Genomic DNA, 25641 nt, shown 5'->3' with positions numbered 1-25641 from the left:
GTCACGTTGGGGGATAGTCGCGTACAATGTGCGATAAAGGAGGTTGTCATGCGTATTTTCGATTATTACGAAACAGGGGATGGAGTTAAAGTCACGCATTCTGATGTGACTGTGGATGACAATGTTCTTGTATTTTTCGATAAAGGGGATAGGCATCTCGAAGTGACGCTTCCGGAAGGTCGCATTGTCGAGAATAACGGGTTTGATGATCGTGTTGCTGCGACGTTCCTTGTCAGTACAGTTCGAGGCATGAAATCCATTATGGAATATGCACGGCATGGGGGAGTCGGGAATGCCTGGGCTGTATAGAATCAGTGGTTTTCTCGTTTATTTTTGGGCGAATGAAAATGACGAGCCTATTCACGTGCACGTGGCTCGTGGCAGACAATCTCCGTCCGCGGCGAAATTCTGGATCCTCGAAAATGGCGATGTGTAGTTGGAGAAAGAATGTTCGGATATGACAACAAAGGAGTTGCGCGGCATCGCAGAGTTCCTTCGTTCCGTCTCGCCCAGTATTGTCATGGCATGGCAGGAGATGTTCGGCTATGTCCGCTTCTATGACTGATTTGCGTGCGCGTGGGCATGTCGAAGGGTTCGACGTGTATTTCAACCCCGTCAACCATCGTATGATTTGTGAGCGGCAAGCTGATTTGGCCACTGTGCTTTTCGATTATCCCTCATACCATGTCGTGCATAACTGGGGTGTTTCCGAAAACGAACTTTCCCAGTTGCGCAAAGCTCTTATGAAGGACGTGCGGTAATCGAGAATTGTTTTTCGAAACTGGACACAGTTGCTCTAAGCCAGGCGACGATCGTGTGGAGACATGAGCGATGTGACGACCATAACGATTCACGGATTGTATGAGACGTCGCTGGGACTTTTGGAATCGATTGAAAGGAGTCGTCGTTGGGACGTTGCCGACTGACTGTCGACCGGCTCGAACATGTGGAACATGGGTTCGGTCCGGTATGGGATGCCGACTCGGGCGTACTGGTGCTGGGATCCATGCCAAGCCCCAAATCACGACAGATGCGGTTCTATTACGGGCATCCGCACAACAGGTTCTGGCCCGTGATGGCGGCGGTGTTCGATGATGACTCCTGCCTCGACCCTGACAAAGCGATGACGGAAGAAGCGCTGGTCGAGGCGCGGCGACGGTTCGCGATCAGTCATCATGTCGCATTGTGGGATGTGGTCGCCTCCTGCGACATCGCAGGCGCCAGTGACGCAAGCATCCGCAACGCGGTGCCCAACGACATCGCCTCCGTCGTCTCGCGGTCGAGTATCGCCCATGTGTTCGCCACAGGTGCCAAAGCGGGGCAACTGTACCGAAAACTTTGCGTGCCGGCGTTGATCGAAGCGGGCTACGAAGATTTGCCGATGACCATACTGCCCTCGACAAGCTCCGCCAACGCCTCCATACGGCTCGACCAGCTGGTCGAATCCTATCGGCTCGTGGCCGATTGTTCTTTCCGCACGGACCGGGCATCGCAAACACGTTGAAGGGATCGTCGTGTCTTTCGGCAAAGCGGACGGTTGTGGAACAATGAACGATATGGTGAGCAACATGAGTCGATAATCGAGCGGCTGCGCCGCGAACGCGACGCGCTACTGAGCCGGTTTGCTGCCGGCGAAATCGATGTCGACTATCGCGATTGTTGGAGCCTTGACGATGCGGAGTCGCGTAGACGACGGGACTTGGATTTCGCTTCCATGATCGATGCATATGGAAGGTGAGGCGATGCGGTGGAACACGCAGCGGCGCCGTAGCCGTCGTGTGCGCGTCGTGCGGACGGCCGTCGCGAATAGCCGATATGCTTGGAAATCGGTAATTCCTGAGCCTCAAGAGAAAGGCAACGTATGACTGGCGAAGACGCAGGAGACAAGCCCCGCAGGGTTCTGCTCAAACTGTCCGGCGAAGCGTTCGGCGGCGGCAGGGTCGGTATCGACACGCATGTGATCCGCCGCATCGCCGAGGAGATCGTTCCCGCAGTACGGCAAGGAGTCGAGGTCGCGATCGTGGTCGGCGGCGGCAACTTCTTCCGCGGCGCGGAACTCCAGCAGGCCGGCATCGACCGCTCCCGCGGCGACTACATGGGCATGCTCGGCACGGTGATGAACTGCCTCGCGCTGCAGGATTTCCTGGAGCAGGAGGGGCAGGCCACCCGCGTGCAGACCGCCATCACCATGGGCCAGGTCGCCGAGCCGTACATCCCGCTCAAAGCCATCCGTCATCTCGAGAAGGGCCGTGTGGTGATCTTCGGCGCCGGCGCCGGTATGCCGTACTTCTCCACCGACACGGTCTCCATCCAGCGTTCGCTCGAAATCCACTGCGACGAGGTGCTGATGGGCAAGAACGGCGTCGATGGCGTCTACACCGCCGACCCGCGCAAGGATGCAAGCGCCAAACGCTTCGAAACCTTGAGCTACAACCGCGCCCTCGTCGACAATCTCGCCGTCATGGACGCCTCCGCCCTGTCGATGGCCCGCGACAACAAGCAGCACATCCGCGTCTTCGGACTCGAAGGCGAAGGCAACGTGACCCGCGCCCTCGTCGGCGAGGAGATCGGCACCCTCGTCTCCACCGCCGAATCGCGCGTGGCCGAATGACCCAATCCGCCACCAGATAAACCAACCAGCGTTCACAGCAGAACCGCACATCCACAAAGGAGCAACACATGGCAACCCTCATCGATCAGGCCAAGGACCAGATGGCCAAAACCATCGAAAACACCAAGGACAACTTCGCCGGCATCCGCACCGGCCGCGCCAACCCGGCGCTGCTCAACGGCATCATGGTGGACTACTACGGTTCACCCACGCCGATCAAGGCCGTCGCCTCCATCGGCGTGCCCGAACCGCGCACCCTCGCAGTCACCCCGTTCGATGCCTCCCAGGCCGCGGCGGTCGAGAAGGCGATCCGCAACTCCGACCTCGGCGTGAGTCCGAACCGCGACGGCAATGTGATCCGCCTGACCATGCCGGAACTCACCGAGGAGCGTCGCAAGGAATACGTCAAGCTCGCCAAGACCAAGGCCGAAGACGGCAAGGTGGCGGTGCGCAACATCCGCCGCAAGGCCAAGGAAACCATCGACAAGTCCGTCAAGGACGGCGATATGGGCGAGGATGAGGGCGACCGTCTGCTCAAGGATCTCGACAAGGTCACCAAGCAGATCACCGACGAGATCGACGCGCTGCTGGAAGCCAAGCAGAAGGAGATCATGGAGGTCTGAGACAGGCCATCCTTTCTCGATAACCGGACGATGGCGAGTCCTCTGACGGTTTTTGAGGGTCGGACCTTCCGAATAGGTGTGAGGCTGGGCGCGCGACAGGACGAAAGAATCCTGCTAACGCCCAGCCTCACGCTATAGTGGTCACAGATTGACGATGCTGGAGGACCTGATGGAACGCAACGAACAGTTGGAGAGGAACGCCGAGGAGACGCTCGACAACATCAACAAGAAGACCGGACGCAATATGCCGCAGGCGATCGCCACCGGCGCGGCCCTTGTCATATTGATCCTCGCCTGTCTGCTGATCAGCATCGACCTGTTCGTGGCGCTGATCGTCGTGTTCATGATCCTCGCCTTGTGGGAGCTGCGCGTCGACTTCGCCACCGTCGGCCTGCACATTCCTGTGGTCATGCTGTGGGTGTGCTCGTCGGTCACCCTGTTCGCCACCTATTACTCCCCATATCATCTCGAGGCGGCGGCGTTGTGCGTGCTGATGTCGCTGATGCTGGTCTCTCTGGCCGCCACCGCCAAACTGAGCTTCGGCAACCGCCTGTCGCTTGCGGTGGCCGGAAAACTCTCCCAAACCGAAGCCGGCGCGCGTCTGGAATCCTCCTTCAACCACGACGGGGGAGAGCAGTGGCATAGCCGACTGTCGCATGTGGCGGTCTCCATCCTCACCGTCCTGTACATTCCGCTGCTCGCCTCCTGCATCGTGATCTCGCTGCCGGGGGAGCATCCCGTCGCCCACGCGATCATGCTGGTGTTCCTGCCCGCGCTTTCCGACACCGGCGGCCTGTTCGCCGGCGCATGGTTGGGCAAGCACAAACTCTCGCCGCGTATTTCCCCCAAGAAATCCTGGGAGGGACTGGCCGGATCGATGCTGTTCGCCATGGTGGGCGCGTTCGCCGTGTTCTTCTGCACCTATGACGCGGACGTGTGGGCCACCCGCTGGTGGGTTCCCATCGTCGCCGGCGTGCTGGTGGGTGCGGTGGGCACCTTCGGCGACCTGTGCGCGTCCATGATCAAAAGGGATCTGGGCCTCAAAGACATGGGCCATCTGCTCAAAGGGCACGGCGGTGTGATGGACCGCGTCGATTCCATCCTGATGAGCGCGCCCTTCATGTGCGCGCTGCTGTGGGTGACCGGTCTGTGAGCGTTTCCGTTATTCCACGCGAGTTACCAATGTCAGCCTGCGGAGATGCTTCGACTTCGCTACGCTCCGCTCAGCATGACGAATAATCATCACCAACGTATCCCGAGCGCAGTCACCACCGTCATCCCGAACGTAGCTACCACCGTCATCCCGAGCGCAGTCGAGGGATCCCAACCATCGTCAAGAGGCACTATGAGCGAAACCACCATTTCCACCACCGAACAGCCTGAAACCGGCATCACCCCTGGCGGCACCTCCGGCGCGTTCCGCGACGTGCTCTCCAAAGACCATGCGCGGCGCGGCAAGCCGCCCGTGCATTTCGCCGACATGACCGAGGACGAGCGCGTCGAGACGGCGAAAAAGCTCGGCCTGCCGAAATTCCGCGTCAAACAGCTCGCGAACCACTATTACGGCCACTTCGATGTGAACGCCGCCGAATTCACCGATTTCCCCGCGTCTAAGCGCGAGGAGGCGGCCGCCGCGTTCTTCCCCGAACTCATCACCGAGGTCACCCGTCAGGTGGCCGACGAGGGCACCACCATCAAAACCCTGTGGAAGCTGTTCGACGGCTCGCTGATCGAATCCGTTCTCATGCGCTACCCGACGCGCACCACGCTGTGTATCTCCTCGCAGGTCGGCTGCGGCATGGGATGCCCGTTCTGCGCCACCGGCCAGCTGGGACTCACCCGCAACATGTCCACCGGCGAGATCCTGGAACAGGTGCGCGTCGCCGCCATGATGATGCGCGACGGCGAGGTCGCGGGCGGGCCGGGACGCTTGAGCAACATCGTGTTCATGGGCATGGGCGAGCCGATGGGCAACTACAGGTCCGTGCTGTCCGCAGTGCGTCAGATCTCCGCCATGCCGCCGGAGGGATTCGGCATCTCCGCGCGCAACATCACCGTCTCCACCGTCGGCGTGGTTCCCGGCATCAAGAAACTCACCGCCGAGGGCATTCCGGTGCGTCTGGCCGTCTCGCTGCACGCACCGAGCGACGAGCTGCGCGACGAACTCGTGCCGATGAACAAGCGCTTCAATACCACGCAGGTGCTTGACGCCGCGCACGACTACTGGTTGGCCTCCAAACGCCGCGTGAGCATCGAATACGCGCTGATGCGCGGCATCAACGACCAGGCCGAACATGCGCGGCTATTGGCCAGGCGACTCAACCATTACGGCGACAACTGGGCGCACGTCAACCCGATCCCGCTCAATCCGATCGAGGGATCGAAATGGACCGCCTCCAAACCGGAGGATGAGGCGCGGTTCCTGGAGATTCTACATGCCGCCGGCATCACCGCCACCCTACGCGACACCCGCGGCCAGGATATCGACGGCGCCTGCGGACAGCTGGCGGCCAAGGAGCGGTGACGTCTTCGCACGAAGCCCTCCCGTCGGCCGACTTGTGCGACTTTTCCGAACACCAATCGCACATGACCTCACACGCCTGATCGGCGGATTTCCGGCGTTTTTCATCATTTCGTGTGCGTTTCGAAGCCGCTCGGGGGTCGCACGGACGCGATCGGGTCGGCCTGCCGTGCGACACCGGTCGGCAGCGACACCACGAATGTGGTGGTCCCGTCGACGCTGGACGCTCCGATCGCGCCGCCATGCAGCTCCACGATCTGTTTGGCGATGGCCAGGCCCAGCCCGGAACCTCCGGACGAGCTGCCGCGCGAGTCGTCAAGGCGATAGAATTTGTCGAAGATGCGCGTCAGTTTGTCCGGCGAAATCGTCCGTCCGACGCTCGACACCGACACGCAGGCCATCCCTTGGTCGGGGTCGTCCCACGCTTGGATGGCGATGTCGGTGCCCCGCGTGCCGTAGGAGATCGCGTTGCGCAACAGATTGTTGAACACGCGCGCCAGCTTCTGCGCGTCGGCGTCGACCTCAAGCCGCTGCGGCAGATCCAGCCGTACCGTATTGCCATGCTCCTCCAGTTGCGGATGGAACTCCTCGCTCAGCTGCATGAGCAGTGTCGTCAGATCGAGCCGCTGTCGGTCCAAGGCGATGGTCTGCATGTTGTATCGCGTGATGTCGAAGAATTCGTCGGTGAGCGTATCCAGCCGTTGCGCCTTGCGCAGGGCGATGCCGATATATTTGCGGCGCTGCGCGTCGGGCATGTCCGGCACCTCGTCGAGCAGGCTCAGATAGCCGATCACCGAGGTCAACGGCGTGCGGATGTCGTGCGCGAGATACATGACCAGATCGTTTTTGCGCTGTTCGGCGAGCCGCGCCTCCATATCCCGCCGTTCCAGCTCGTGTTTGACCTGGTTGAGCTTGGCTTCGGTCTGCGCCATCTTCGCAGGCAGTGCGATGTCGGTCCGGCCGCTGTCCGTCAGCGCGTCGATGCCGTGGGACAATGCGCTGAAGTAGCGCACGCAATACGGTTTCAACGACGCGTGGTAGCCGACGAACAGCACCAGGGCCGCGACGGCTATCAGCAACGGCAGCGAGTTGTTGCGCATCAGCGCGAGCAGTCCCAGCGCCTGTTCGTCGGACATGCCCAGCGACAGGACCAGAACGTTGTACAGCGTGTCGGAATCCCACGTGAGCGCGAAGAATCCGACGGCGGCCACCGCCACGGCGAGCATGACGGCGACGCGCAGCAGCATGCCCTGCGCCAGGCGGGTCCCCTCCTGATGGCCGGGGCGGTCGTCCTGGGAAGTTCCATCCATACGGGATGGACGCGCCGCGCCGCCGCCCGTGGAGGGCGGATAGGGGCGGACGTCATATCCGACGAGCATCTCACCCGATTTTGTATCCGATGCCCCATACGGTGCGGATATAGGTCGGCTTGTCAACGTTGTCTCCTAACTTCTCGCGCAGATGGCGCACATGCACGCTGATCGTGTTGCTGGTTTTGATATAGGTTTCGTCGCCCCACAGCTCGTGGAACATCTCCTCCGAACTCACCGGCTGTCCGAGACGCTCCAACAGCACGCGCGCGATCGCGAACTCGGTGGGCGTCAGCTGCACCGGATCACCATCCACCGTGCATTCATGCGTGAGCGCGTTGAGCTCAAGCCCCCGATACGACAGTACGACGGAAGCGACGGACGCGCCCGTTCGGGAGGCCATCGAGACGGCATCGCCCGGCATGGGACCAGCCCGCAATCCGGCATCGTATTGCCGACGTCGACGCAGCTGCGCCTTGACCCGGGCGACCAGCTCCAACGGGCGGAACGGCTTGGTGAGATAATCGTCCGCGCCGAAATTCAGTCCGGCGATTTTATCGACCTCGGCGTCCTTGGCGGTGAGCATGATCACCGGATACGTGTGGTGTCTGCGGATCTCACGGCAGAGTTGGAAGCCGTTGACGACCGGCAGCATCACGTCCAGCACCGCCAGATCGAACGGACGTTGCGCGATGGCGGCCAATGCGGTCTCGGCATCATAGCGCACCTGAGGCGCAAACCCCTCCGCTTCCAGATACAGCGCGACCAGATCGGCGATCTCCCGCTCGTCATCCACGACCAGTATGGTCGCGCCGTTTGCGCCTCCCGTGGCGACCTCGCTGGACTGGCATCCCATCGTCGTTCCTTTCCCTCGACATCCGACCTCCACGCTAATCGATTCGAGCGGTCTTCCGAACACGACACAGGCGGCGAATGATGAAGAATCCATGAACGTTGGCACCTATCGCGTGTATTCCTCCAAACATTGGCCGGTGCCGTGCATGGCGTACGCGGCGTCGATTCCCACGTACCGGTAATGCCATGGCTCGTACATATTGCCGGTGATGTCGGTCTTATCACTCGGATAGCGCAGGATGAACCCGTATTGCCAGGCGTTGTCGGCCAGCCATGCATACACGTCCTGACTGTCGGCGGCACCGGTGGAATTGCGCGTGTTGATATCGACCGCCAAGCCGATCTCATGCTCGCTGGTGCCGGGAATCGCCACCCACTGCTCGGCCTGCTCCTTCGCGTCCTTCGAGGACAGTCCCTGTTCGCGGTATTCGGCGATCTTCTCGTCCATCAGTTGCCGCTGCACCTTGCGCGTGCGGAATCCGGCGGTGACCTCCGGGTCGAGTCCATCCGCCCGCATCGCATCGAACATGCGTTGCAGATCCTCGTAGATGCGCGCGTCGACGCGTTCGCCGTTATCCAGTTCGGTCAGGGTCGGCGTGGGATAGTCGTCGGGGATGGCGTTCCATCGGTTCACGACGATGAGATTCCACTGTTGTTCGGAATATGTGGCCTGCGGAATCGTCGTGTCCGTTTGGGCTGCGAACCATGCGCCGGTGAACACCGCGATCAGCGACGCCGCGATCGCGAGACATGTCATCAGATGTTTGCTTCTCATATCCGCCACCCTATGAGGCCGTGGCCCGGCGGCTTATGAGACCTTATAAAGGAATCATGAAGAAGCGATGAAGGGCGGCTTTCGCACGGAGGAGGCGGGAGAAGAGCGTCGTGCGACTTTTCCTCACATCAACCGAACATGACATCACATGCCGAATTGGCGGAATCTCAAGGATTCATACGTCTTTTTGTTCGATTCGGGGCGTTTGGAGGGTCGCACGGAAGGTGCCGGAGCCACCGTCCGTGCGACCCCGCCCATCTCACACCCTCATATTGGGAAAGTGCCGGCGCATGAACGCGTCATTGAACACGGTGTTGATCACGTCGGCGAGCCATCCGCCGCCCGAGAATCCGTCGGCGCGCTGCGCGTACAGGAAGATGGCCGGTAATGTCACGCAATAATCCACGACGATCCATACCAGCAGGATAACCGCGATCGTTCTGCGATGGTCGTCGTCGATGGCGTGCACCACATGCAGCATTAACGGCAGGATCCACCGCACGATGACGAAGCACAGCAATCCCCAGAACAGCATGAACGGCACGGTGGTGCGTCCGCCGATATTCAACGGCAGCTGCGAATAATCCCAGGAACGGCTGCCCAGCAGATATTGTTGGATCACGCTCATCGAATACTCGAGCACGCCGCCGAGCAGCGCGCCCACGACGAACACCTGATGCCCCTTGCGCAGGCCGCGCAGGGCGAAGAAAATCGCCAGCGCGCCCAGCCCGTACACATAGTTGAACGGGGAGAGGATCGACCCGCTGCGATCCTCGAACACGCCCTTGGACAACAGCGTCCAACAGGTTTCGTGCAAAGTGCCGACGAATCCGCTGATCGCGTAGATGAACACCACATCCATCCAATCGCGCAGATACAGCCGTTCCACCTCGTTGACGGCGGCAAGGGTTTCGCGCCCGCGACGCAAAGTGCGCTCAATCACTGGTTCCATACGATTCCTCCGACCTTCCTGTCTTCCATCATGGCACTGCGTGGGGAAAAGTCGGCCCACCATGCGGGAACCTGCGGATTGTTGTAACGTCGGGCCGGTAACCTGAAGGTCGTCATCAAGCTGAAAGTAATCCAACCTAAGGGGAGAGCAGTATGTCGCTGGCGGTTCGAGTGATTCCGTGCCTGGACGTCGACGCGGGTCGTGTGGTCAAGGGCGTGCATTTCGAGAACCTGCGTGACGCGGGCGATCCGGTCGAATTGGCCGGCGAATACTACCGTCAGGGCGCGGACGAGATCACGTTCCTCGACGTGACCGCGTCCAGCTCGCATCGCAGCACCATGATCGACGTGGTGAGCCGCACCGCAGAACAGGTGTTCATCCCCATGACCGTCGGCGGCGGCGTGCGCAGCCCCGAGGATGTGGACTCGCTGCTGCGTTGCGGCGCGGACAAGGTCGGCGTCAACACGGCCGCCATCAACGATCCGACGCTGATCAGCCGTGTGTCCGAACGTTTCGGCAACCAGGTGCTGGTGCTCTCCGTGGACGCCCGCCGCGAGAAAGGCGAGCAGCATACGCGCTCCGGCTTCGAGGTCACCACGATGGGCGGCCGCAAATCCACCGGCATCGACGCGATCTGGTGGGTCAAACGGGCCGAGGAGCTGGGCGCGGGCGAGATCCTGCTCAACTCGATGGACGCCGACGGCACGCAGCAGGGCTTCGATCTGGAGATGATCCGCGCCGTGCGCAGCCAGGTGAGGATTCCGATCATCGCCTCCGGCGGCGCGGGCAAGGCCTCCGACTTCCCGCCAGCCATCGAGGCCGGTGCCGACGCGGTGCTCGCCGCGTCGATCTTCCACTACGGCAAGGTGTCGATCCGCGAGGTCAAGGACGCCATCAAGGGTGCGGGATACACGGTCCGCTGAAGCGGACCCATCCGCCGGACGGGATGAAGGCACTTGACCACGGCGCGAGGATGCCGGCTGGTGCCGCCAACGTCCGACGAACGGACGACGACCGAACATAACGCCGCCTCCCTCGCCGCGCGAGGGAACGGCAGGAGGTACGAATGGAATACGACAACAGCGAAACGCTGGATCCGCGCATCGCCGCGCGTCTCAAACGCGACGACAAAGGACTGGTCGCGGCCGTCGTGCAGCAGCACGACACCCGTGAGGTGCTGATGGTCGGCTATATGAACGACGAGGCGCTGCGCCGCACGCTCACCGAAGGCCGCGTGACCTTCTGGTCGCGCTCCCGCCAGGAATACTGGCGCAAAGGCGACACCTCCGGACACGCCCAGTACGTCAAGGCCGTCTCGCTCGACTGCGACGGCGACGCGCTGCTCGTCGAGGTCGACCAGGTGGGGGCCGCCTGCCATACCGGCAAACGCAGCTGCTTCCTCGAGGGAGGCCCGCTGCCGGTTGCGCAAGGCCACCGTCCGTAGCCGAACGGTCCGCCGAACACACGTCCGACGGCCGGAGCAGCCATAAGCGAACGACATCGGGTAGGGTAGTCGTTCAGAACACCATGAAACCCGTTATGGGAGCGGCGCGCTTGTCCATGACGGAAGTCCGCGCGCAAGACGCGGGAGACGGAAGGAGCCGCCATGAGCGAATGCAGCGTCGAACATCTGCAGTGGGGCGAGACCTGGCCCGACCGCGCGCAGTTCCACGAACTCGCCGACCAGGGCTACCGCGTGGTGCCGATCGTGCGCCGACTGCTTGCCGATTCGCTCACGCCGGTCGGCTTCTACGAGCGGCTCGCCGGCGGACGTTCCGGCACGTTCATCCTCGAATCGGCGGAATACGGCGGATCATGGAGCCGGTACAGTTTCATCGGCGTCGATTCGATCGCCCAGCTGCGATCCAACCACGGTCGGGCCGACTGGCTCGGCCAAGTGCCGGTCGGCGTGCCGAAGGAAGGCGACGTGATCGAGGTCGCCCACGCCGCGCTCAAAACCCTCAAGGCCCCGCGTGTGGAGGGCCTGCCGAATCTGACCAGCGGTCTGGTCGGGTCGGTCGGATGGGACGCGATTCGCCATTGGGAGCCGACCCTGCGCGCCGAAGCCCCCGACGAGACCGGACAGCCGGAATTGGTGCTCGCCCTCGCCACCGACATCGCCGTGGTGGACCACGTCTCCGGATCGGTGTGGCTGATCGCCAACGCGGTCAACTTCGACGACAAGCCCACGCGTGCTGACATCGTCTACGACGAGGCCATCGCCCGGCTTGACGCGATGCAGCGCAACGCCGCCACGCCCACGCCCGGCGAGGCCCGCGTCAGCGTGCTCGATCCGTCCGTCGCCCAGCCCGGACTGCGATTCCGCACGCCGAAAGGCGACTATGAACGGGCCGTGGAGGTCGCCAAACAGCACATCATCGACGGCGACGTGTTCCAGGTGGTCATCTCCCAGCGTGTGGACATCGACTCCCCGGCCGACCCCTTCGATGTGTACCGCGTGCTGCGCACCCTCAACCCCAGCCCGTACATGTACTTCATGGCGCTTACCGACGCCGAAGGCCGCGACTTCAACGTGATCGGCTCCAGTCCGGAGACCCTTATCAAGGTGGACAACGGCCATGCCATGACCTTCCCGATCGCCGGCTCCCGCCCGCGCGGCGCCACCGTGGAGGAGGACGAGGCGCTGGCCAAGGAGCTGCTCGCCGATCCGAAGGAGCGCAGCGAGCACATCATGCTGGTCGATCTGGCCCGCAACGATTTGAGCCGTGTGTGCGCGCCGGAATCCGTCGAGGTGGTCAGCCTGATGGACATCAAGCGCTTCAGCCACATCATGCATATCTGCTCCACGGTCACCGGCCGTGTGAATCCCGATATGACCGCCTTCGACGTGTTCACCTCCGCCTTCCCGGCGGGCACGCTGTCTGGCGCTCCCAAGCCGCGCGCCATCGAGATCATCGACGCGCTGGAGCTCGCCGACCGCGGCATCTACGGCGGCACCGTCGGCTACTTCGACTTCTCCGGCAATATGGACATGGCCATCGCCATCCGCACCGCGTTCCTGCGCGACCATGAGGCGAGCGTGCAGGCCGGCGCGGGCATCGTGCTCGACTCCGTGCCCGCCACCGAATGGCAGGAGACCCGCAACAAGGCCGGTGCCAGCGTGGAGGCCGTGCAGGTCGCCGCCCAGCTGCGGAGCGCGTGACGCCCGTCATCGTCGGATAGCCGGCCTTCCACAGATCCCTCGACTCCGCTGCGCTCCGCTCGGAATGACGAGGAAGGACGCCACTTCGCTCGGAATGACGTTTTTTGTCTTCGTCATCCTGAGCGAAGGGCGTAGCCCGGAGTCGAAGGATCTCCTACTGTTGATTACTGCGTCATGCTGAGCGGAGCGCAGTGGAGTCGAAGCATCTTTAGGCTTTGGTGCGAATCCAATGCTCGCCGGAATGGAACCAGCGCATCATCTCGTCATGCTTGCCCGCCTCGATTCGCTCCAACTCCTCGACGGGGACGAAGCGCAGATCCTTCGGGCAGTGGTCGCTGCTGTTGCACCCGTTGCAGATCATGCGGCTCGCGCAGAACAGACAGCGCGAATCGTTGTACTGCGGATGGTACAGCTCGTCATCGTCCAGCTCCCGGTGGTAGACCGGATCGAACAGGCGGAAGCGGACGTCGAGATGCCTGCGGTTGGTGCCGGCGAGGAACGCGAAGCGCGACTGTTCGGTTTTCCACGGCAGGTTCCGTAGCGGCCGCCCGTGCCAGCGCAGGTCGGTGCCGGACTCGTACCAGCAGAAGTTGGTCGTATGCTTGAGGCACTGCGCGGCGATGTCGTACACCCACGCCACATCGCAGGGGCGCGGGTTCGCGTAGTTCTCGCCGCCGCATTCGATCTGCTCGATCTGGCCCGACTCCAACGCCGGCCCCAAGTCGATCGGTCCCAGCAGCGGCGCCAACGTCAGTCCTTTGTGCTTTGCGGGAATCGCCTCGAACACCGGCCAGCGACGGCTGAACATGTTCTGGTTCTCCGTGGTGACGTGCAGGATCACATTCTCGTACCCCTCGCCCCAATCCGCCGGCAGATGCCCGGCGATGCGTTCTGGGCGTTTGGTCAGGATATAGAACACCACGTCGCAGCGTCGCCTGATGATATCCCACATCTCGTCGCGCCACTCGTCGGCCTCCTCGACGAAGGTGTCCGAGGTCATGTTCACGCGGATCCGCTCGCCCGCCTTGATTTTGAAATCGCCGTGCCGGTCCTTTCTCAGCGGCTTGTCGAACTCCTGCGTGCGATGCACCACCGTGGGCGGAGTGGTGACGCCGCGCTGCGCATCGAGCTGGAACATATAGCAGTTGCGGCATCCGGCCGACACCTTATGGCACCCATGCCAAGGGTTCCAGATGTCATGTGTGGCCATCTCCGCTCTCCTTATTCAAACAACTGTTCGATATCCAACTATAAGCTTCCAAACGGAACGCGGACTCCATGCTTGACTTGCGGTCGCGCGTCTAGTTGGTTGCGCCGGATCGGAACCAGGCGATGACGATTTGCGTGCGGTCGCGCAGGCCGGTCTTGTCGAGGATGCGGCTGACGTACCGTCGGACGGAGGCGACCTCGATGGTGAGGCGCTGGGCTATCTCCTGGTTGGATAGCCCCTGCGCGATCAGCCCTGCGATCTCATACTCCCTTGGGGTAAGCCTGCCGAGCTGTTGCCTGGCCTGATCTTCGTCGTCTTTGCGGCGGGCGTGCGCCCTGTCTCGGTTGATGATCTCCGCGGTGATGCGGGGAGTGAGCACTGCGTCGCCGTCGGCCACGGCGTGGATGGCCTGATGGAGATCTCGGGTGGACACGTCCTTGAGCAGAAATCCGTAGGCTCCTGCATGCAGCCCGGTGAATGCGTAGTCGTCCTCGTCATAGGTGGTCAGGATCAGTGTGCGGATGGTGGGGAACTCTTTGGAGATGATCGCGGTGGCGCTGATGCCGTCCATCACGGGCATGCGGACATCCATGAGAATCACGTGGGGCAGCGGCCGTCCGGTTTCCTCGAGCTTGCGCAGCGTGGTCACCGCCTCCTGGCCGTTTGACGCCTGATCGGAGACCCGTAGGTCCGGGTCGGCCTCGATCATGCGTGTAAGCCCCTTGCGAAGGAGCGTGATGTCATCGACCAGCATCACGTCAATCATGGGAATCGTCCTCCTTCTTGCCGGTGGCGGGCAGGGTGGCTTTTACCGTCCAGCCCCCGTTCTCGTCTGGCCCATAGCTCAGGCTTCCATGGGTCTGCAGACATTGCTCGCCGATCTGCTTCAGTCCGATTCCCGGGTGGTCTTTGACGGGTGTCTTCCGGTCGGCCCCGGGATGCTCGCTCATATGCCCGTCATCATGGAGGCTGATGTGGAGGGTTCCGTCATCTCCGTAGTCCCGGGAGAGGATGATGGTGGTTGGTTCCGATGCGTGCCGGAGCGTGTTGGTGATCGCCTCTCTGCAGATGATGAAGCAGAGGTTGTCCTGTTCCGGGTCGTGGCATCGACGGCCTGTTTCGGTGAGGACCACGGCCAGGCCCGCCGCGCGGGCATGGGCGACCACGGCGTCGATCTCGTCGAGTGAATGCGGCGTCGAACCGAATCCGCTCCGGGAATCGGACGCCTGGGTCGTTTCCATCGCGTCCTCTTGCAGAGAAAGCTCCTCGTGGCGCTGGACCAGGGTATGGACGGCATGGCGGGTGTCAGCCAATCCCTCCCTTGCGACTTGGCCAATGTCCTTGAGCGCGGCGTGCAGTTCGCTGACATCGGTCGCTTCCGCGAAGCCTTGGGTCAACGCGATGATCGTGGTCAGGTCGTGCCCCACGCTGTCGTGCAGTTCCGCGGCGACTTGGGCGCGGGATATGGCCTGGTTTCTTTGCCTTGTGAGCATCTCGGTGCGAATGCGCTCCCGGTCCGCGCGCTGTTCGGCCTCGCGCCATATCCGGTAGGCCCTGACGGCGATGGCGGCGGCTATGACGGCCGTGACAGCCGCCATGCGGGCCGCCCATTCAAGGAAGAGCATGTTGCCGTCATGCATGCCGAAGGTGACCACGCTGACGGCTATGGCGGTCTCGCATATCCCCGCGACCGCCTTGCTCGCCGGAGACAGGGAAACGCAGAAATAGAGCGCTCCCACCAGAGGGATCAGGAAGCTGCCGTCCAAGGTGACGGCCGATAGGCCGATGTATGCCAAGGCCTCGATGGTGGTGACGCACAGGGGTGCCCGCCTGCTCCAGTACAACAGGCAGGCACTTAGGAGGCCGAACAGAGCGATGATCGTCTTCCATATGGGCAAAGGAATGCGTTCGGCCCAGTCCGGCGGGAAGAGAGGCGCACTGATATAGATGACCGTATAAAGCAGGCTCAGGATGGGCATGACGAATCTGTCCACGTGGAGTTTGCCGAGAATCCTGAACAGGTCGGTTGCCATGACGTTCATTGCGTCTCCCCCTCATGGAGCATGCCGAGGAAGCTCGGACTCATTCGCCAGTGTACCGTGCTATCACGGCGGCGGGGGACTGGCGTACCGTCTTGCGCACTGTGATCCATGAGGCCAGTGATGCCGCCGCGGCGAGGATGAGGTAGACCAGCGCCCAGTGGGCCCATGGTATGCCGATGCGGGAGGCACCGAAGATCTTGCGGAAGCCCGCGGCATACGCGACGATCGGCAGGAGACTGGAGACGAAAGACACCAGGGCCGTGGTCGTCGCCATGATGAGTCCTTCGAAGGCGGACATGAGCTCGAGTTGGCTGGGATCGGCACCTGTAATTGCCACAAGAGACAGGTCCAGGCTCCGGCCGTGGGTCGAGATGAGATAGCCGGCGCACACCCCGGCCAGCGTGACGACCAGCGCGGGGCCAAGGAGGGTGATGAGCATGGAGAAATCGGAGCTGCTAACCTCCAAGTTGGGAGGAAGCAGACGGCTGGATTCGGTGCTGGTCAGGTAGAAGGAGTCGGTCATCATCAGCAAAGACACACCCACGGCCAAGGGTATGACCGTTGAGCTGAGGTTGCGCATGCGGCTGCCGGCCTGCTGGCATGCCACCAGCCAGGAGGAGGCATGCGGGGCGATGATTCCGGTCCAGCAGCTCGTGACCACGCCCAGCAACGCGGGACCGGCCAGGCAGATCGCCGCCAGCAGGAGCACGAAGCCGAACGTGCTGCCCATACCGATGGGGAGGATGGGCTCGGCGGTGTGCAGGCGGGTGAGTTGGTTGGCGGGGATGGACTGCGCCTGCATGACCGGCACCAGCATGAACGCCAAGGCGGCCAATAGGCACAGCGAGGCGAGGATGCGCCGCATCCAGCCGATCGTTTTCGGCGGGGCGATGGCGGCACGCAGGGATTCCACCGGACCGATCCGGCTGATGGTCCTGATGGTCAACAGCGTGCCGACCAAAGCCACCGCCACTCCGCACACCGTGCCCGCGGCCCAGGAGACGAACTGGTGGCTGGCGATAAAAGGCTGTCGGCCGATCAGGAACTGCGAAGTCTCCCATGCGTAGAGAGGCCTGACCAGCAGGAAGGACGCCACCAGGGAGATCAGACTGGCCGCAAGCGCCAGGATGAGCACTCGCAGGCAGGTCAATGCGGTCAGCTGCCACGGCGTGGCTCCCTGCAGAGCCAGAAGGGCGAGGTTGCGGCGCCGCTGCGTGATCACCGACGAGACGACCTGCAGGATGATCAGCACCGCGGCGACGAGGAGAGCCACGAAGGGAATCATCAGATTCTGATAGGCCGTCCGGCTCTGTTCGTCCATACCGGGCAGGTCTCCAAGCGCTTGGGCCGATGAGAGCATTATGGCCAGCAGACCCAGCATGGTTTGCGAGACGGTCAGCACGAGCATGACGCCACTCCAGGCCAGGGGCGCGTCATGCAAGTCTCGGAGGATGAGTCGCATCAGACACCTGCTCTCAGTATGGAGTCCCTGTCGGCTGTGGCTATGCATCCATCGCTGAGTCGCACGACGGTGTCGCATCGGGAGGCGACTTGAGCGCTATGGGTGACCATGACGACCGCGTGACCCGGGTGGTTGGCGAAGGCGGCAAGCTCGTCGACGACTCGGTTGCCGGTGTCCTGGTCGAGGGCGCCGGTGGGTTCGTCGGCGAAGATGACATCGGGGTTGGAGAGCAAGGTGCGGGCCAGGGCGACCCTTTGCTGTTCGCCTCCCGACAGAAGCGTCACGTTGGTTTTGACGAGTCCGTCGATGCCCAGTCTGGTCAGCACGCCGGATACCCGGGATTGAGGCCAGCGGGCGTTGCGCAGGGTGAAGGGCAGCCTGAGGTTGTCCTCCACGCTCATAGAAGGCACCAGATTGTAGGCCTGGAAAACGAAACCCAGATGCTCGCGGCGGAATCGGGCGGACGCGGCGGGTCCCATGGACGAGACGCGCTGCCCCAGGATGTCCACCTGGCCCGAACTGACGGGCTCGAGTCCGGCGAGGCAGTAGAGCAGGGTTGATTTGCCGCTGCCCGACGGTCCTACGATGCCGGTCATGGCTCCCCATGGCGCGGTGAACTCCACGTTGTCCAGGAGGGTGATGGTCTCCCCTTTCCTGGGAGAAACCCGTTTGCATAGGCCGGATGCGTGGATCGGGAATTGTCCCTGCCGGCCAACGGAAGTATAGGTGTGTTTCATAGCCCCTTCTCAGATCATTGTCCGTGGTGGACGGTGTCGATGGTGGACGGATATCCGCGCGGTAACAATGATTCTTCCAAACCGGACCGGCACAATCAACGTCGATCACCGCTTTGCCATCTCCAGATGGCGGCGAGGCTATAACGCCGGATGGCATGCTCCATGCGGTGAAGGATTGCATCCACTTGCGAAGAGACATGGCGCGACGCGCGTAGATGGGGCAACGCGACGAACAAGTTTCACCGTTGTCGAGCTACTAAGTAACGCCAGATCTTCGCGCGCGTATTCGTCAAGAGCGTCCTCGAAGTATGCTAAATCCTTGCTTATTGCGATGATTCACTAACAGGAGGCCGATATGCTACGTGTGGCATGGGGTGACGAGAGCATGCGCACGCAAGGGTTGGACTCACCGGTCTATATGATGTCGGCAGCTATCATCACCACGGACGATGACATACGTGAATCATTGCGGGAGTTGAAGCCACACGGCATGCGCAAGCTTCATTGGAAGGACATGCGCGAGGAGGACAAGCGCTCCAGCATCAACCTGCTGCTGAACACGGATGCGGTACATGTCATACTGGTCTGCGAACGCATGCCAACGAACAAGCCGGAACGTGCACGCCGTAAATGCCTCGAACGGCTTCTGCCTTATCTGGAACAAGAAGGCATCAACCAACTCTGCCTAGAAAGCCGCGGACGTGCCCTCGACGGCAAGGACATCGCCTACTGGCATGCCCTACGCAACACCAGCCGTATACAACACATTCGTCTCCAGCATTGCAAAGGCGGCGAGGAACCGATGCTGTGGATACCCGACCAGGCATTGGGAGCGTTCGGCGATCACCTCATCGACGATTCCCTCTTCGCACAATTCATCGATGAGAAGGTGCTCAGCGACATCTTCCCCTTCGACTAGCGAGAAAGGCAAACAGGTGACAAATGCCTTCAGAGCCAAGTAAACATCGCCCCACCGGGCTTGCGAAAACATTTTTTTCGGTTACAGTGAGTAGTAAGCCACCCACTTCGGCGGGAATGGAAGTGAAAGCCGGTGCTCCCCGTGGTTAACGGGACCCGGCTTTCGCGTTATTCAGCACACCGCCCGACTATAACCCAGCTTGGGCTTGTGGCATCATCAAACGGATGGAACAAGGAAGTCCAGCGAAATGGCACCACACCGTAAAGAGGAAGAGCTGTACTCAACAGTAAAATCCTCACATTTCAAGACGCACGACTCCACCACCCATGCCCATCGCATACAGTGTGGCTTGAAAACCCAATGACGCAAACCAAAGGGAGAGACATGTCGGTACTTGACGAATTGGTGGCGGGAGCCGTCGAGGACGCCAAGGCGCGCGAAGCGCGGGTGAGCCTCGCCGAACTCAAGGAACGGGCGGCCCAGGCCCCCGCTCCGCTCGACGCCAAACGATGGCTCAAGCGCGCCGACGGCATCCCCGTGATCGCCGAGATCAAGCGCGCCAGCCCCTCCAAAGGCCATCTGAGCGACATTCCCGATCCGGCAGCGCTGGCCCGCGAATACGAGGCCGGCGGCGCGAGCGCGATCTCGTGCCTGACCGAGGGGCGTCGGTTCCTCGGCAGCCTCGACGACTTCGACCAGGTGAAGGCCGCCGTCGCCATCCCCGTGCTGCGCAAGGACTTCATCGTCAACGACTACCAGGTGTGGGAGGCGCGCGCCCACGGGGCGGACATCATCCTGCTGATTGTGGCCGCGCTCGACGACGAGACCCTGAAACGTCTGCTCGACCTCGCGCACGAGCTGGGCATGACCGTGCTGGTCGAAACCCACACCCGCGAGGAGATCCAGCGTGCCGTCAAAGCCGGCGCGAAGGTGATGGGCATCAACGCCCGCAACCTCAAAGACCTCAAGGTCGATGTGGGCAAATACCGCGAACTGGCCGACGATCTGCCGGACGACGTGATCCGCGTCGCCGAATCCGGCGTGTTCGGCACGGTCGAATTGGAGGACTACGCCCGCGCCGGAGCCGACGCGGTGCTGGTCGGCGAGGGCGTGGCCACCGCCGACGACCATGTGATGGCGGTGAGCCGTCTTGTGAAGGCAGGAGAGATTGTGAAAGCATCCGAAACCACCCCGTTGAGCGAACACGACGGCCCGTATTTCGGCCCGTTCGGCGGCCGCTACGTGCCCGAGGCGATGATCCACGCGCTCGACGAGCTCGAAACCGTATACGAGCAGGCCAAGGCCGACCCCGAATTCCATAAGGAGCTCGCCCGGCTGCAGAAGCAGTACGTCGGCCGCCAGAGCCCGCTGACCGAGGCGCCGCGCTTCGCCGCCATGCTCAACGAGCGGGTCGGCATCAACGCGCGCGTGTTCTTGAAGCGCGAGGACCTCAACCACACCGGCGCGCACAAGATCAACCACGCGCTCGGCCAGGCGCTGCTCGTCAAGCGTATGGGCAAGACGCGCGTGATCGCCGAAACCGGCGCCGGCCAGCACGGCGTGGCCACCGCCACCGTATGCGCGATGCTCGGCCTCAAATGCCGCGTCTACATGGGCCAGATCGACGCCCGCCGCCAGGCCCTTAACGTGGCCCGCATGCGCATGCTCGGCGCGGAGGTCGTGGAGGTCACCACCGGCGACATGATCCTCAAGGACGCCATCAACGAGGCGTTGCGCGACTGGGTCACCAACGTGGCCGACACCCATTACCTGCTCGGCACGGTGTGCGGACCGCATCCGTATCCGTCCATGGTGCGCGACTTCCAGAAGATCATCGGCGAGGAGATCAAGGAGCAGCTCAACGACTGGTACGACATCGACCATCCCGACGCGGTGTGCGCCTGCGTGGGCGGCGGATCCAACGCCATCGGCGCGATGAACGCCTTCCTCGACGACGAACGCGTGAACCTGTACGGTTACGAGGCCGGCGGACATGGCCCCGAATCCGGCAGGCACGCCATCCGCTTCGCGCCCGGCACCGGCCAGCTCGGCATGTTCCAAGGCGCCAAAAGCTATCTGCTGGAGACCGACGAGGGCCAGACGCTGGACACGTATTCCATCTCCGCCGGACTCGACTACGCCTCGGTGGGCCCCGAGCACGCCTGGCTCAAGGAGATCGGCCGCGTCACCTACGACTACGCCACCGACGAGGAGGCCATGAACGCCTTCAGGGATCTGAGCCAGACCGAAGGTATCATCCCCGCCATCGAATCCGCGCACGCCGTCGCCGGCGCCTTCAAGGCCGCCGCCGACCTCAAGGCCAAGGGCTATGAGAATCCGGTGATCGTGATCAACGTCTCCGGCCGCGGCGACAAGGACATGGCCACCGCCGGCAAATGGTTCGGCTATCTGACCGACGAGCAGAGCGCCGCGTTGGAGGTCACCGGCGCGCACGGCGACACGGTCGCCTGAACGAACGCGAGCACGAAGGAAAGCGACGACAATGACGAACGAAACAGCATCCACCCCGTCCGGCCAGCCTTTGGGCCTCAGCCATAAGCCCAGCGCCACCGAGGCCATGTTCACCGCGTTCAAGGCCGAGGACAAGCCGGCCTTCATCGGCTACCTGCCCTACGGCTTCCCGAACCCCGAAGTGTCGCTCGACGCGCTGCGCACCATGGTCGAGCACGGCGTCGACGCGGTCGAGATCGGCCTGCCCTACTCCGACCCGATAATGGACGGCCCCGTCATCCAGGCCGCCAGCCAGATCGCCCTGCGCAACGGCGAACGCATCAACGGCGTGTTCAAGGCCGTGGAGACCGTGGCCAACGCGGGCGGCGTGCCGCTGGTCATGAGCTACTGGAACCTCATCTTCCACTATGGGGTCGAACGGTTCGCGCGCGACTTCGAAAACGCGGGCGGCGCTGGCCTGATCACCGCGGACCTCATCCCGGACGAGGCGGGGGAGTGGATCGAGGCCTCCGACAGGCACGGACTCGACCGCATCTTCCTGGTCTCCCCGGATTCCAGCGACGAACGGCTGCGTCTCGTCGCAAGGAACGCGCGCGGCTTCGTCTACGCCGCCTCCCGCATGGGCGTGACCGGCGAACGCGACACGCTCGGCACGTCCCCCGAGACGCTGGTCGAACGCACACGCAAGGCCGGCGCCACGAACGTGTGCGTGGGCATCGGCGTCTCCACCGCCGCTCAGGGCGCCCAGGTCGGCCGGTACGCCGACGGCGTCATCGTCGGCTCGGCGCTGGTGCACACGCTGCTGAACGACGACAACCGCACCGCCCGCGACGCCGCCGAAGGCTTGGCGCTGCTCGCCGCCAAAACGGACGAGCTCGCCGAAGGCATCCACAACGCGCGGCGCTGACCGCACGGCGGCACGACATCGACGCCTCGAAGTCAGGGAGGGAATTCGCCGGGAAGAACATCCGGTGAATTCCCTCCCTCATGCTGCGCGCCGTCCGCCCGCGATACCGGCGGACCTATAGGATAGGGAACCATGAATCTCGCGTATATCCCGTCGCCGACCTTCTCGTCGTTCGACATCGGCCCGGTCACCATCCGCATGTACGCGGTCTGCATCCTCATCGGCATCTGTTTCGCCGTCTGGATTCTGACCATCCGATGGAAGCGGGTCGGCGGCACCTTCGACCAGGTGCTCGACACGACGCTGGTCGCCGTGCCCTGCGGCATCGTGGGCGCGCGCCTGTACCACTGCATCACCACGCCCAGCATGTACTTCCCTCCGACCGGTGACCTGGTGAACATCCTCAAGATCTGGGAGGGCGGACTGGCGATTTTCGGAGGCATCTCCGTGGGCGCGCTGGCCGCGTTCCTGTGGTGCCGCCACCGCCATTACCCCTTCGCGCTGCTCGCCGACTGCCTCGCCCCGGGACTGCTCGTGGCGCAGGCCATCGGACGGTTGGGCAACTGGTTCAACCAGGAGCTGTACGGCTGGCCCACCACCCTGCCGTGGGGATTGAAGCTCAACGACGCGGACGCCATCGGCAAAACCGAGGTGTGCTACACCGGATCGGCCTGTCCCGACGGCGCGGACACGCTGTTCCACCCCACCTTCCTGTACGAGATGATCTGGAACCTCGTCGGAGCGGCGCTGATCGTCGTCATCGGCAGGAAGCTCGCCGACCAGCTCAAGGCCGGCCAGCAGTTCGCCATGTACATGATCTGGTACGGTCTGGGCCGCAGCTGGATCGAGAACGTGCGCATCAACTATTCGACGGTGATCCTCGGCCTGCGCACCAACGTATGGACCGCGATCATCGTGTTCGTGCTCGGATGCGTCCTCTTCGTCGTGTTGTACAAGCACGGCAGCCGCACGGAGGAGCTGGCGGGCCGTCTCGCCTCGGTGAGCGCCGACGAGCTCGAACGCCAGAGACTGGCCGACGAGAAAGCCAAGGCTCGCAAAAGGCGTTGATATCCGGAAAGTAGTCGCAAACCAAAGCTAGAGTAGGTAATCATGAGCATTGAAATCGCACCCAGCATCCTGTCCGCCGACTTCTGCAATCTCGAGCGTGACCTCAAAGCCATCGCCAACGCCGATCTGGTCCACGTCGATGTGATGGACCACCATTTCGTGCCGAACCTCACCCTCGGCGAGCCGATCGTCGAGCGCATCTGCCAGGTGACCGATCTGCCGGTCGACGTGCACCTGATGATCGAGGATCCCGACCGTTGGGCCCCCGAATACGCCAAGCTCGGCGCCGCCTCCGTAAGCTTCCACATGGGCGCCACGCACGCTCCCGTGCGTCTGGCCCGCCAGCTGCGCGACATGGGCTGCAAGGCCTGCTTCGCCGTGCGTCCGGCCGAACCGGTCGAGCCGATCTTCGACATCCTCGACGAGTTCGACATGATCCTCATCATGACTGTGGAGCCCGGTTTCGGCGGCCAGAAGTTCCTCGACAACCAGATGGCCAAAGTGCGTCGTCTGCGCGACGAGATCACCCGTAGGGGGCTCAAGACCAAGATCCAGGTCGACGGCGGCGTGAGCCCCAAAACCGCGCATATCGTGGCCGAGGCCGGCGCCGACGTGCTGGTGGCCGGTTCCGCCGTGTACGGCGCGGACAGCCCCGCCGAGGCGATCGATGCGATCCGCGAGAAGGCCGCGGCCGCGTTCAAGGCCTGAGCCGTTTTGCGTCAAACCAACTAGTCCACACATAAGGTAGAAATCCCACCATGAAGACGTTTGAATCGTTGTTCCAGGAACTGAGCGAGAAGGCCGCCACCCGTCCGGAAGGCTCGCTGACCGTCGACGAGCTCGACAAGGGCACGCATTTCATCGGCAAGAAGATCGTCGAGGAGGCCTCCGAGACGTGGATCGCCGCCGAATACGAAGGCGCCGACCGCACCGCCGAGGAGATGAGCCAGCTGCTCTACCACGTGCAGGTGATGATGATCAAGCACGGCATCAGCCTGGAGGATGTCTACAAGCATCTGTGAGTTCGCTTCGTCGCGCCGTCATCGCTTCGAACATCGTCGACGGCGCGACGTGCTGGCCGACGACCCGCGTCCGGCATCCGCAAGACGTGACCGCGCGCCGTATGGGCGTGCGACCTTAGGAGGGAAAATGCTCAGAATCGCCGTGCCCAACAAGGGCATGCTGTCCGAACCCGCATGGAATATGCTCGCCGAAGCGGGCTATCGTCTGCGTTCCAATCCCCGCCAGCTGGTGGTGGAGGATCCGGACAACGACGTGGAGCTGTTCTATCTGCGGCCGATCGACATCGCCGTGTATGTGGGCCGAGGCACCATCGACGTGGGCATCACCGGCCATGACCTGCTGCTCAACTCGGGCACCGAGGCGCAGCGCCATATGGACTTGGGATTCGGCGCCTCCACGTTCCGTTTCGCCGCGCCGAACGAATCCCCGATCGCCTCGCTGGCGGATATCGAAGGCAAGCGTGTGGCCACCTCCTTCGACAAGCTGGTGCACGACTATCTCGTGCGCAACGGCATCAACGCCGAAACCATCCACCTTGACGGCGCGGTCGAATCCTCCGTGCAGCTCGGCGTCGCCGATCTGATCGCGGACGTGGTCTCCACCGGCACCACCCTGCGCAATGCCGGCCTGCGTATCTTCGGCGATCCGATCATGCGGTCCGAAGCCATCCTGATCCGTTCCCCGCGTCTCGACGAGCATGACGAGCGTCTGACGATCCTCAGCCGCCGCCTGCAGGGCGTGCTGACCGCCCAACGGTACGTGCTGATGGATTACGACATCCCCGTCGAGAAGGTGTCCGCGGCCGTCGCGGTGACCCCCGGTTTCGAAAGCCCGACGATTTCGCCGCTGCACGACAAGCAATGGGCCGCCGTGCGCGTCATGGTGCCCAAGGCGAAGGTCAACCAGTTGATGGACAAACTGTATGAGGTCGGTGCGCGCGGCATCATCGTGACCGCGCTGCAGGCCTCCCGCATGTAGACTGTTGCCTGTT

At 62.7% G+C, this 25641-nt stretch carries 26 protein-coding genes; 17 read left to right on the top strand and 9 right to left on the bottom strand.

The window, feature by feature from the left end:
* Window positions 1–48 precede the first annotated feature (48 nt).
* From BE0216_RS02015 to rlmN, 7 genes are all read left to right on the top strand, one after another.
* A complete protein-coding gene (locus BE0216_RS02015; RefSeq protein ID WP_094636154.1) occupies window positions 49–309 on the top strand; it encodes a hypothetical protein in 261 nt (86 codons plus the stop codon).
* Entirely contained in the window at window positions 269–436 is a 168-nt protein-coding gene (locus BE0216_RS12175) for a DUF4160 domain-containing protein (RefSeq protein ID WP_404801801.1), read from the top strand. The genes BE0216_RS02015 and BE0216_RS12175 overlap by 41 nt, the downstream gene beginning before the upstream one ends.
* A gap of 471 nt (window positions 437–907) precedes the next feature.
* Window positions 908–1504: a DNA-deoxyinosine glycosylase gene (locus tag BE0216_RS02005; RefSeq protein ID WP_226805672.1), complete on the top strand. Its 597-nt coding sequence runs from the start codon at window positions 908–910 to the stop codon at window positions 1502–1504.
* 357 nt (window positions 1505–1861) lie between these two features.
* A complete protein-coding gene (pyrH, locus tag BE0216_RS02000) occupies window positions 1862–2611 on the top strand; it encodes a UMP kinase (RefSeq protein ID WP_094636157.1) in 750 nt (249 codons plus the stop codon).
* Window positions 2612–2679: 68 nt separating this feature from the next.
* Window positions 2680–3234, top strand: a complete 555-nt coding sequence (gene frr / locus BE0216_RS01995; protein ID WP_094636158.1) for a ribosome recycling factor — start codon at window positions 2680–2682, stop codon at window positions 3232–3234.
* Between the two features lie 169 nt (window positions 3235–3403).
* Entirely contained in the window at window positions 3404–4387 is a 984-nt protein-coding gene (locus tag BE0216_RS01990) for a phosphatidate cytidylyltransferase (protein WP_094636159.1), read from the top strand.
* Window positions 4388–4579: 192 nt separating this feature from the next.
* Window positions 4580–5758, top strand: coding sequence for a 23S rRNA (adenine(2503)-C(2))-methyltransferase RlmN (gene rlmN, locus BE0216_RS01985; protein ID WP_094636160.1), 1179 nt, complete (start codon window positions 4580–4582; stop codon window positions 5756–5758).
* Between the two features lie 104 nt (window positions 5759–5862).
* Here the strand turns inward: rlmN and BE0216_RS01980 are convergent, their stop codons facing one another.
* From BE0216_RS01980 to BE0216_RS01965, 4 genes are all read right to left on the bottom strand, one after another.
* On the bottom strand, window positions 5863–7065 hold the full coding sequence (locus BE0216_RS01980) for a sensor histidine kinase (protein WP_158217173.1): 1203 nt from the start codon (window positions 7063–7065) through the stop codon (window positions 5863–5865).
* Window positions 7066–7135: 70 nt separating this feature from the next.
* Window positions 7136–7921: a response regulator transcription factor gene (locus tag BE0216_RS01975; protein WP_094636162.1), complete on the bottom strand. Its 786-nt coding sequence runs from the start codon at window positions 7919–7921 to the stop codon at window positions 7136–7138.
* 105 nt (window positions 7922–8026) lie between these two features.
* Window positions 8027–8695, bottom strand: a complete 669-nt coding sequence (locus BE0216_RS01970; RefSeq protein ID WP_094636163.1) for a M15 family metallopeptidase — start codon at window positions 8693–8695, stop codon at window positions 8027–8029.
* Window positions 8696–8954: 259 nt separating this feature from the next.
* Complete coding sequence (locus BE0216_RS01965; RefSeq protein WP_226805671.1) at window positions 8955–9647, bottom strand: putative ABC transporter permease; 693 nt, start codon at window positions 9645–9647, stop codon at window positions 8955–8957.
* A 152-nt stretch (window positions 9648–9799) separates the two neighbouring features.
* On the opposite strand from BE0216_RS01965, the gene hisF reads away from it, so the two are divergent.
* The 3 genes from hisF to BE0216_RS01950 all read left to right on the top strand — a co-directional run bounded on the left by hisF (window position 9800) and on the right by BE0216_RS01950 (window position 12810).
* Window positions 9800–10570: an imidazole glycerol phosphate synthase subunit HisF gene (gene hisF / locus BE0216_RS01960; protein WP_094636164.1), complete on the top strand. Its 771-nt coding sequence runs from the start codon at window positions 9800–9802 to the stop codon at window positions 10568–10570.
* A 143-nt stretch (window positions 10571–10713) separates the two neighbouring features.
* On the top strand, window positions 10714–11091 hold the full coding sequence (gene hisI / locus BE0216_RS01955; RefSeq protein WP_094636165.1) for a phosphoribosyl-AMP cyclohydrolase: 378 nt from the start codon (window positions 10714–10716) through the stop codon (window positions 11089–11091).
* 162 nt (window positions 11092–11253) lie between these two features.
* Window positions 11254–12810 (top strand): chorismate-binding protein, encoded by a 1557-nt coding sequence (locus BE0216_RS01950; protein WP_094636166.1) that lies wholly within the window; start codon window positions 11254–11256, stop codon window positions 12808–12810.
* Window positions 12811–13018: 208 nt separating this feature from the next.
* Here the strand turns inward: BE0216_RS01950 and BE0216_RS01945 are convergent, their stop codons facing one another.
* The 5 genes from BE0216_RS01945 to BE0216_RS01925 all read right to left on the bottom strand — a co-directional run bounded on the left by BE0216_RS01945 (window position 13019) and on the right by BE0216_RS01925 (window position 18261).
* A complete protein-coding gene (locus tag BE0216_RS01945; protein ID WP_094636167.1) occupies window positions 13019–14020 on the bottom strand; it encodes a DUF5131 family protein in 1002 nt (333 codons plus the stop codon).
* 91 nt (window positions 14021–14111) lie between these two features.
* Window positions 14112–14786 (bottom strand): response regulator, encoded by a 675-nt coding sequence (locus BE0216_RS01940; RefSeq protein ID WP_094636168.1) that lies wholly within the window; start codon window positions 14784–14786, stop codon window positions 14112–14114.
* Window positions 14779–16053: a sensor histidine kinase gene (locus tag BE0216_RS01935; RefSeq protein WP_158217174.1), complete on the bottom strand. Its 1275-nt coding sequence runs from the start codon at window positions 16051–16053 to the stop codon at window positions 14779–14781. Before BE0216_RS01935 ends, BE0216_RS01940 begins: the two co-directional genes overlap by 8 nt.
* A gap of 49 nt (window positions 16054–16102) precedes the next feature.
* Complete coding sequence (locus BE0216_RS01930; protein WP_158217175.1) at window positions 16103–17470, bottom strand: FtsX-like permease family protein; 1368 nt, start codon at window positions 17468–17470, stop codon at window positions 16103–16105.
* A 53-nt stretch (window positions 17471–17523) separates the two neighbouring features.
* Entirely contained in the window at window positions 17524–18261 is a 738-nt protein-coding gene (locus tag BE0216_RS01925; protein ID WP_094636171.1) for an ABC transporter ATP-binding protein, read from the bottom strand.
* Window positions 18262–18616: 355 nt separating this feature from the next.
* On the opposite strand from BE0216_RS01925, the gene BE0216_RS01920 reads away from it, so the two are divergent.
* The 7 genes from BE0216_RS01920 (at window position 18617) to hisG (ending at window position 25628) form a co-directional block, all read left to right on the top strand.
* The gene (locus tag BE0216_RS01920) at window positions 18617–19180 is read left to right on the top strand and encodes a hypothetical protein (RefSeq protein ID WP_094636172.1); all 564 of its coding nucleotides are present in this window, start codon (window positions 18617–18619) and stop codon (window positions 19178–19180) included.
* 384 nt (window positions 19181–19564) lie between these two features.
* Entirely contained in the window at window positions 19565–21652 is a 2088-nt protein-coding gene (locus BE0216_RS01915) for a bifunctional indole-3-glycerol phosphate synthase/tryptophan synthase subunit beta (protein ID WP_094636173.1), read from the top strand.
* 31 nt (window positions 21653–21683) lie between these two features.
* Window positions 21684–22559 (top strand): tryptophan synthase subunit alpha, encoded by an 876-nt coding sequence (gene trpA / locus BE0216_RS01910; protein WP_094636174.1) that lies wholly within the window; start codon window positions 21684–21686, stop codon window positions 22557–22559.
* A 132-nt stretch (window positions 22560–22691) separates the two neighbouring features.
* The gene (lgt, locus tag BE0216_RS01905; RefSeq protein ID WP_094636175.1) at window positions 22692–23627 is read left to right on the top strand and encodes a prolipoprotein diacylglyceryl transferase; all 936 of its coding nucleotides are present in this window, start codon (window positions 22692–22694) and stop codon (window positions 23625–23627) included.
* 39 nt (window positions 23628–23666) lie between these two features.
* Window positions 23667–24335, top strand: coding sequence for a ribulose-phosphate 3-epimerase (gene rpe, locus BE0216_RS01900; protein ID WP_193042869.1), 669 nt, complete (start codon window positions 23667–23669; stop codon window positions 24333–24335).
* A 50-nt stretch (window positions 24336–24385) separates the two neighbouring features.
* On the top strand, window positions 24386–24649 hold the full coding sequence (locus tag BE0216_RS01895) for a phosphoribosyl-ATP diphosphatase (RefSeq protein ID WP_072726087.1): 264 nt from the start codon (window positions 24386–24388) through the stop codon (window positions 24647–24649).
* A 127-nt stretch (window positions 24650–24776) separates the two neighbouring features.
* Entirely contained in the window at window positions 24777–25628 is an 852-nt protein-coding gene (hisG, locus tag BE0216_RS01890) for an ATP phosphoribosyltransferase (RefSeq protein WP_072726084.1), read from the top strand.
* Window positions 25629–25641: the final 13 nt, after the last annotated feature.

The organism is Bifidobacterium eulemuris, assembly GCF_014898155.1.
GTDB lineage: Bacteria > Actinomycetota > Actinomycetes > Actinomycetales > Bifidobacteriaceae > Bifidobacterium > Bifidobacterium eulemuris.
Note: the sequence above shows the minus strand (reverse complement) of the source record. Positions and strands in the feature narration are given on the sequence as shown.

Coding starts and splice junctions, on each gene's coding strand:
- BE0216_RS01915 (WP_094636173.1), top strand. CDS start 19,565: ATGTCGGTACTTGACGAATTGGTGGCGGGAGCCGTCGAGGACGCCAAG.
- BE0216_RS01950 (WP_094636166.1), top strand. CDS start 11,254: ATGAGCGAATGCAGCGTCGAACATCTGCAGTGGGGCGAGACCTGGCCC.
- BE0216_RS01925 (WP_094636171.1), bottom strand. CDS start 18,261: ATGAAACACACCTATACTTCCGTTGGCCGGCAGGGACAATTCCCGATC.
- BE0216_RS01940 (WP_094636168.1), bottom strand. CDS start 14,786: ATGATTGACGTGATGCTGGTCGATGACATCACGCTCCTTCGCAAGGGG.
- BE0216_RS01945 (WP_094636167.1), bottom strand. CDS start 14,020: ATGGCCACACATGACATCTGGAACCCTTGGCATGGGTGCCATAAGGTG.
- BE0216_RS01975 (WP_094636162.1), bottom strand. CDS start 7,921: ATGGGATGCCAGTCCAGCGAGGTCGCCACGGGAGGCGCAAACGGCGCG.
- trpA (WP_094636174.1), top strand. CDS start 21,684: ATGACGAACGAAACAGCATCCACCCCGTCCGGCCAGCCTTTGGGCCTC.
- hisI (WP_094636165.1), top strand. CDS start 10,714: ATGGAATACGACAACAGCGAAACGCTGGATCCGCGCATCGCCGCGCGT.
- BE0216_RS01965 (WP_226805671.1), bottom strand. CDS start 9,647: ATGGAACCAGTGATTGAGCGCACTTTGCGTCGCGGGCGCGAAACCCTT.
- BE0216_RS01930 (WP_158217175.1), bottom strand. CDS start 17,470: ATGCTCGTGCTGACCGTCTCGCAAACCATGCTGGGTCTGCTGGCCATA.
- rlmN (WP_094636160.1), top strand. CDS start 4,580: ATGAGCGAAACCACCATTTCCACCACCGAACAGCCTGAAACCGGCATC.
- BE0216_RS01895 (WP_072726087.1), top strand. CDS start 24,386: ATGAAGACGTTTGAATCGTTGTTCCAGGAACTGAGCGAGAAGGCCGCC.
- BE0216_RS01990 (WP_094636159.1), top strand. CDS start 3,404: ATGGAACGCAACGAACAGTTGGAGAGGAACGCCGAGGAGACGCTCGAC.
- BE0216_RS01970 (WP_094636163.1), bottom strand. CDS start 8,695: ATGAGAAGCAAACATCTGATGACATGTCTCGCGATCGCGGCGTCGCTG.
- hisG (WP_072726084.1), top strand. CDS start 24,777: ATGCTCAGAATCGCCGTGCCCAACAAGGGCATGCTGTCCGAACCCGCA.
- lgt (WP_094636175.1), top strand. CDS start 22,692: ATGAATCTCGCGTATATCCCGTCGCCGACCTTCTCGTCGTTCGACATC.
- frr (WP_094636158.1), top strand. CDS start 2,680: ATGGCAACCCTCATCGATCAGGCCAAGGACCAGATGGCCAAAACCATC.
- BE0216_RS12175 (WP_404801801.1), top strand. CDS start 269: ATGCACGGCATGGGGGAGTCGGGAATGCCTGGGCTGTATAGAATCAGT.
- pyrH (WP_094636157.1), top strand. CDS start 1,862: ATGACTGGCGAAGACGCAGGAGACAAGCCCCGCAGGGTTCTGCTCAAA.
- BE0216_RS01935 (WP_158217174.1), bottom strand. CDS start 16,053: ATGGCAACCGACCTGTTCAGGATTCTCGGCAAACTCCACGTGGACAGA.
- hisF (WP_094636164.1), top strand. CDS start 9,800: ATGTCGCTGGCGGTTCGAGTGATTCCGTGCCTGGACGTCGACGCGGGT.
- BE0216_RS01980 (WP_158217173.1), bottom strand. CDS start 7,065: ATGGATGGAACTTCCCAGGACGACCGCCCCGGCCATCAGGAGGGGACC.
- BE0216_RS01920 (WP_094636172.1), top strand. CDS start 18,617: ATGCTACGTGTGGCATGGGGTGACGAGAGCATGCGCACGCAAGGGTTG.
- BE0216_RS02015 (WP_094636154.1), top strand. CDS start 49: ATGCGTATTTTCGATTATTACGAAACAGGGGATGGAGTTAAAGTCACG.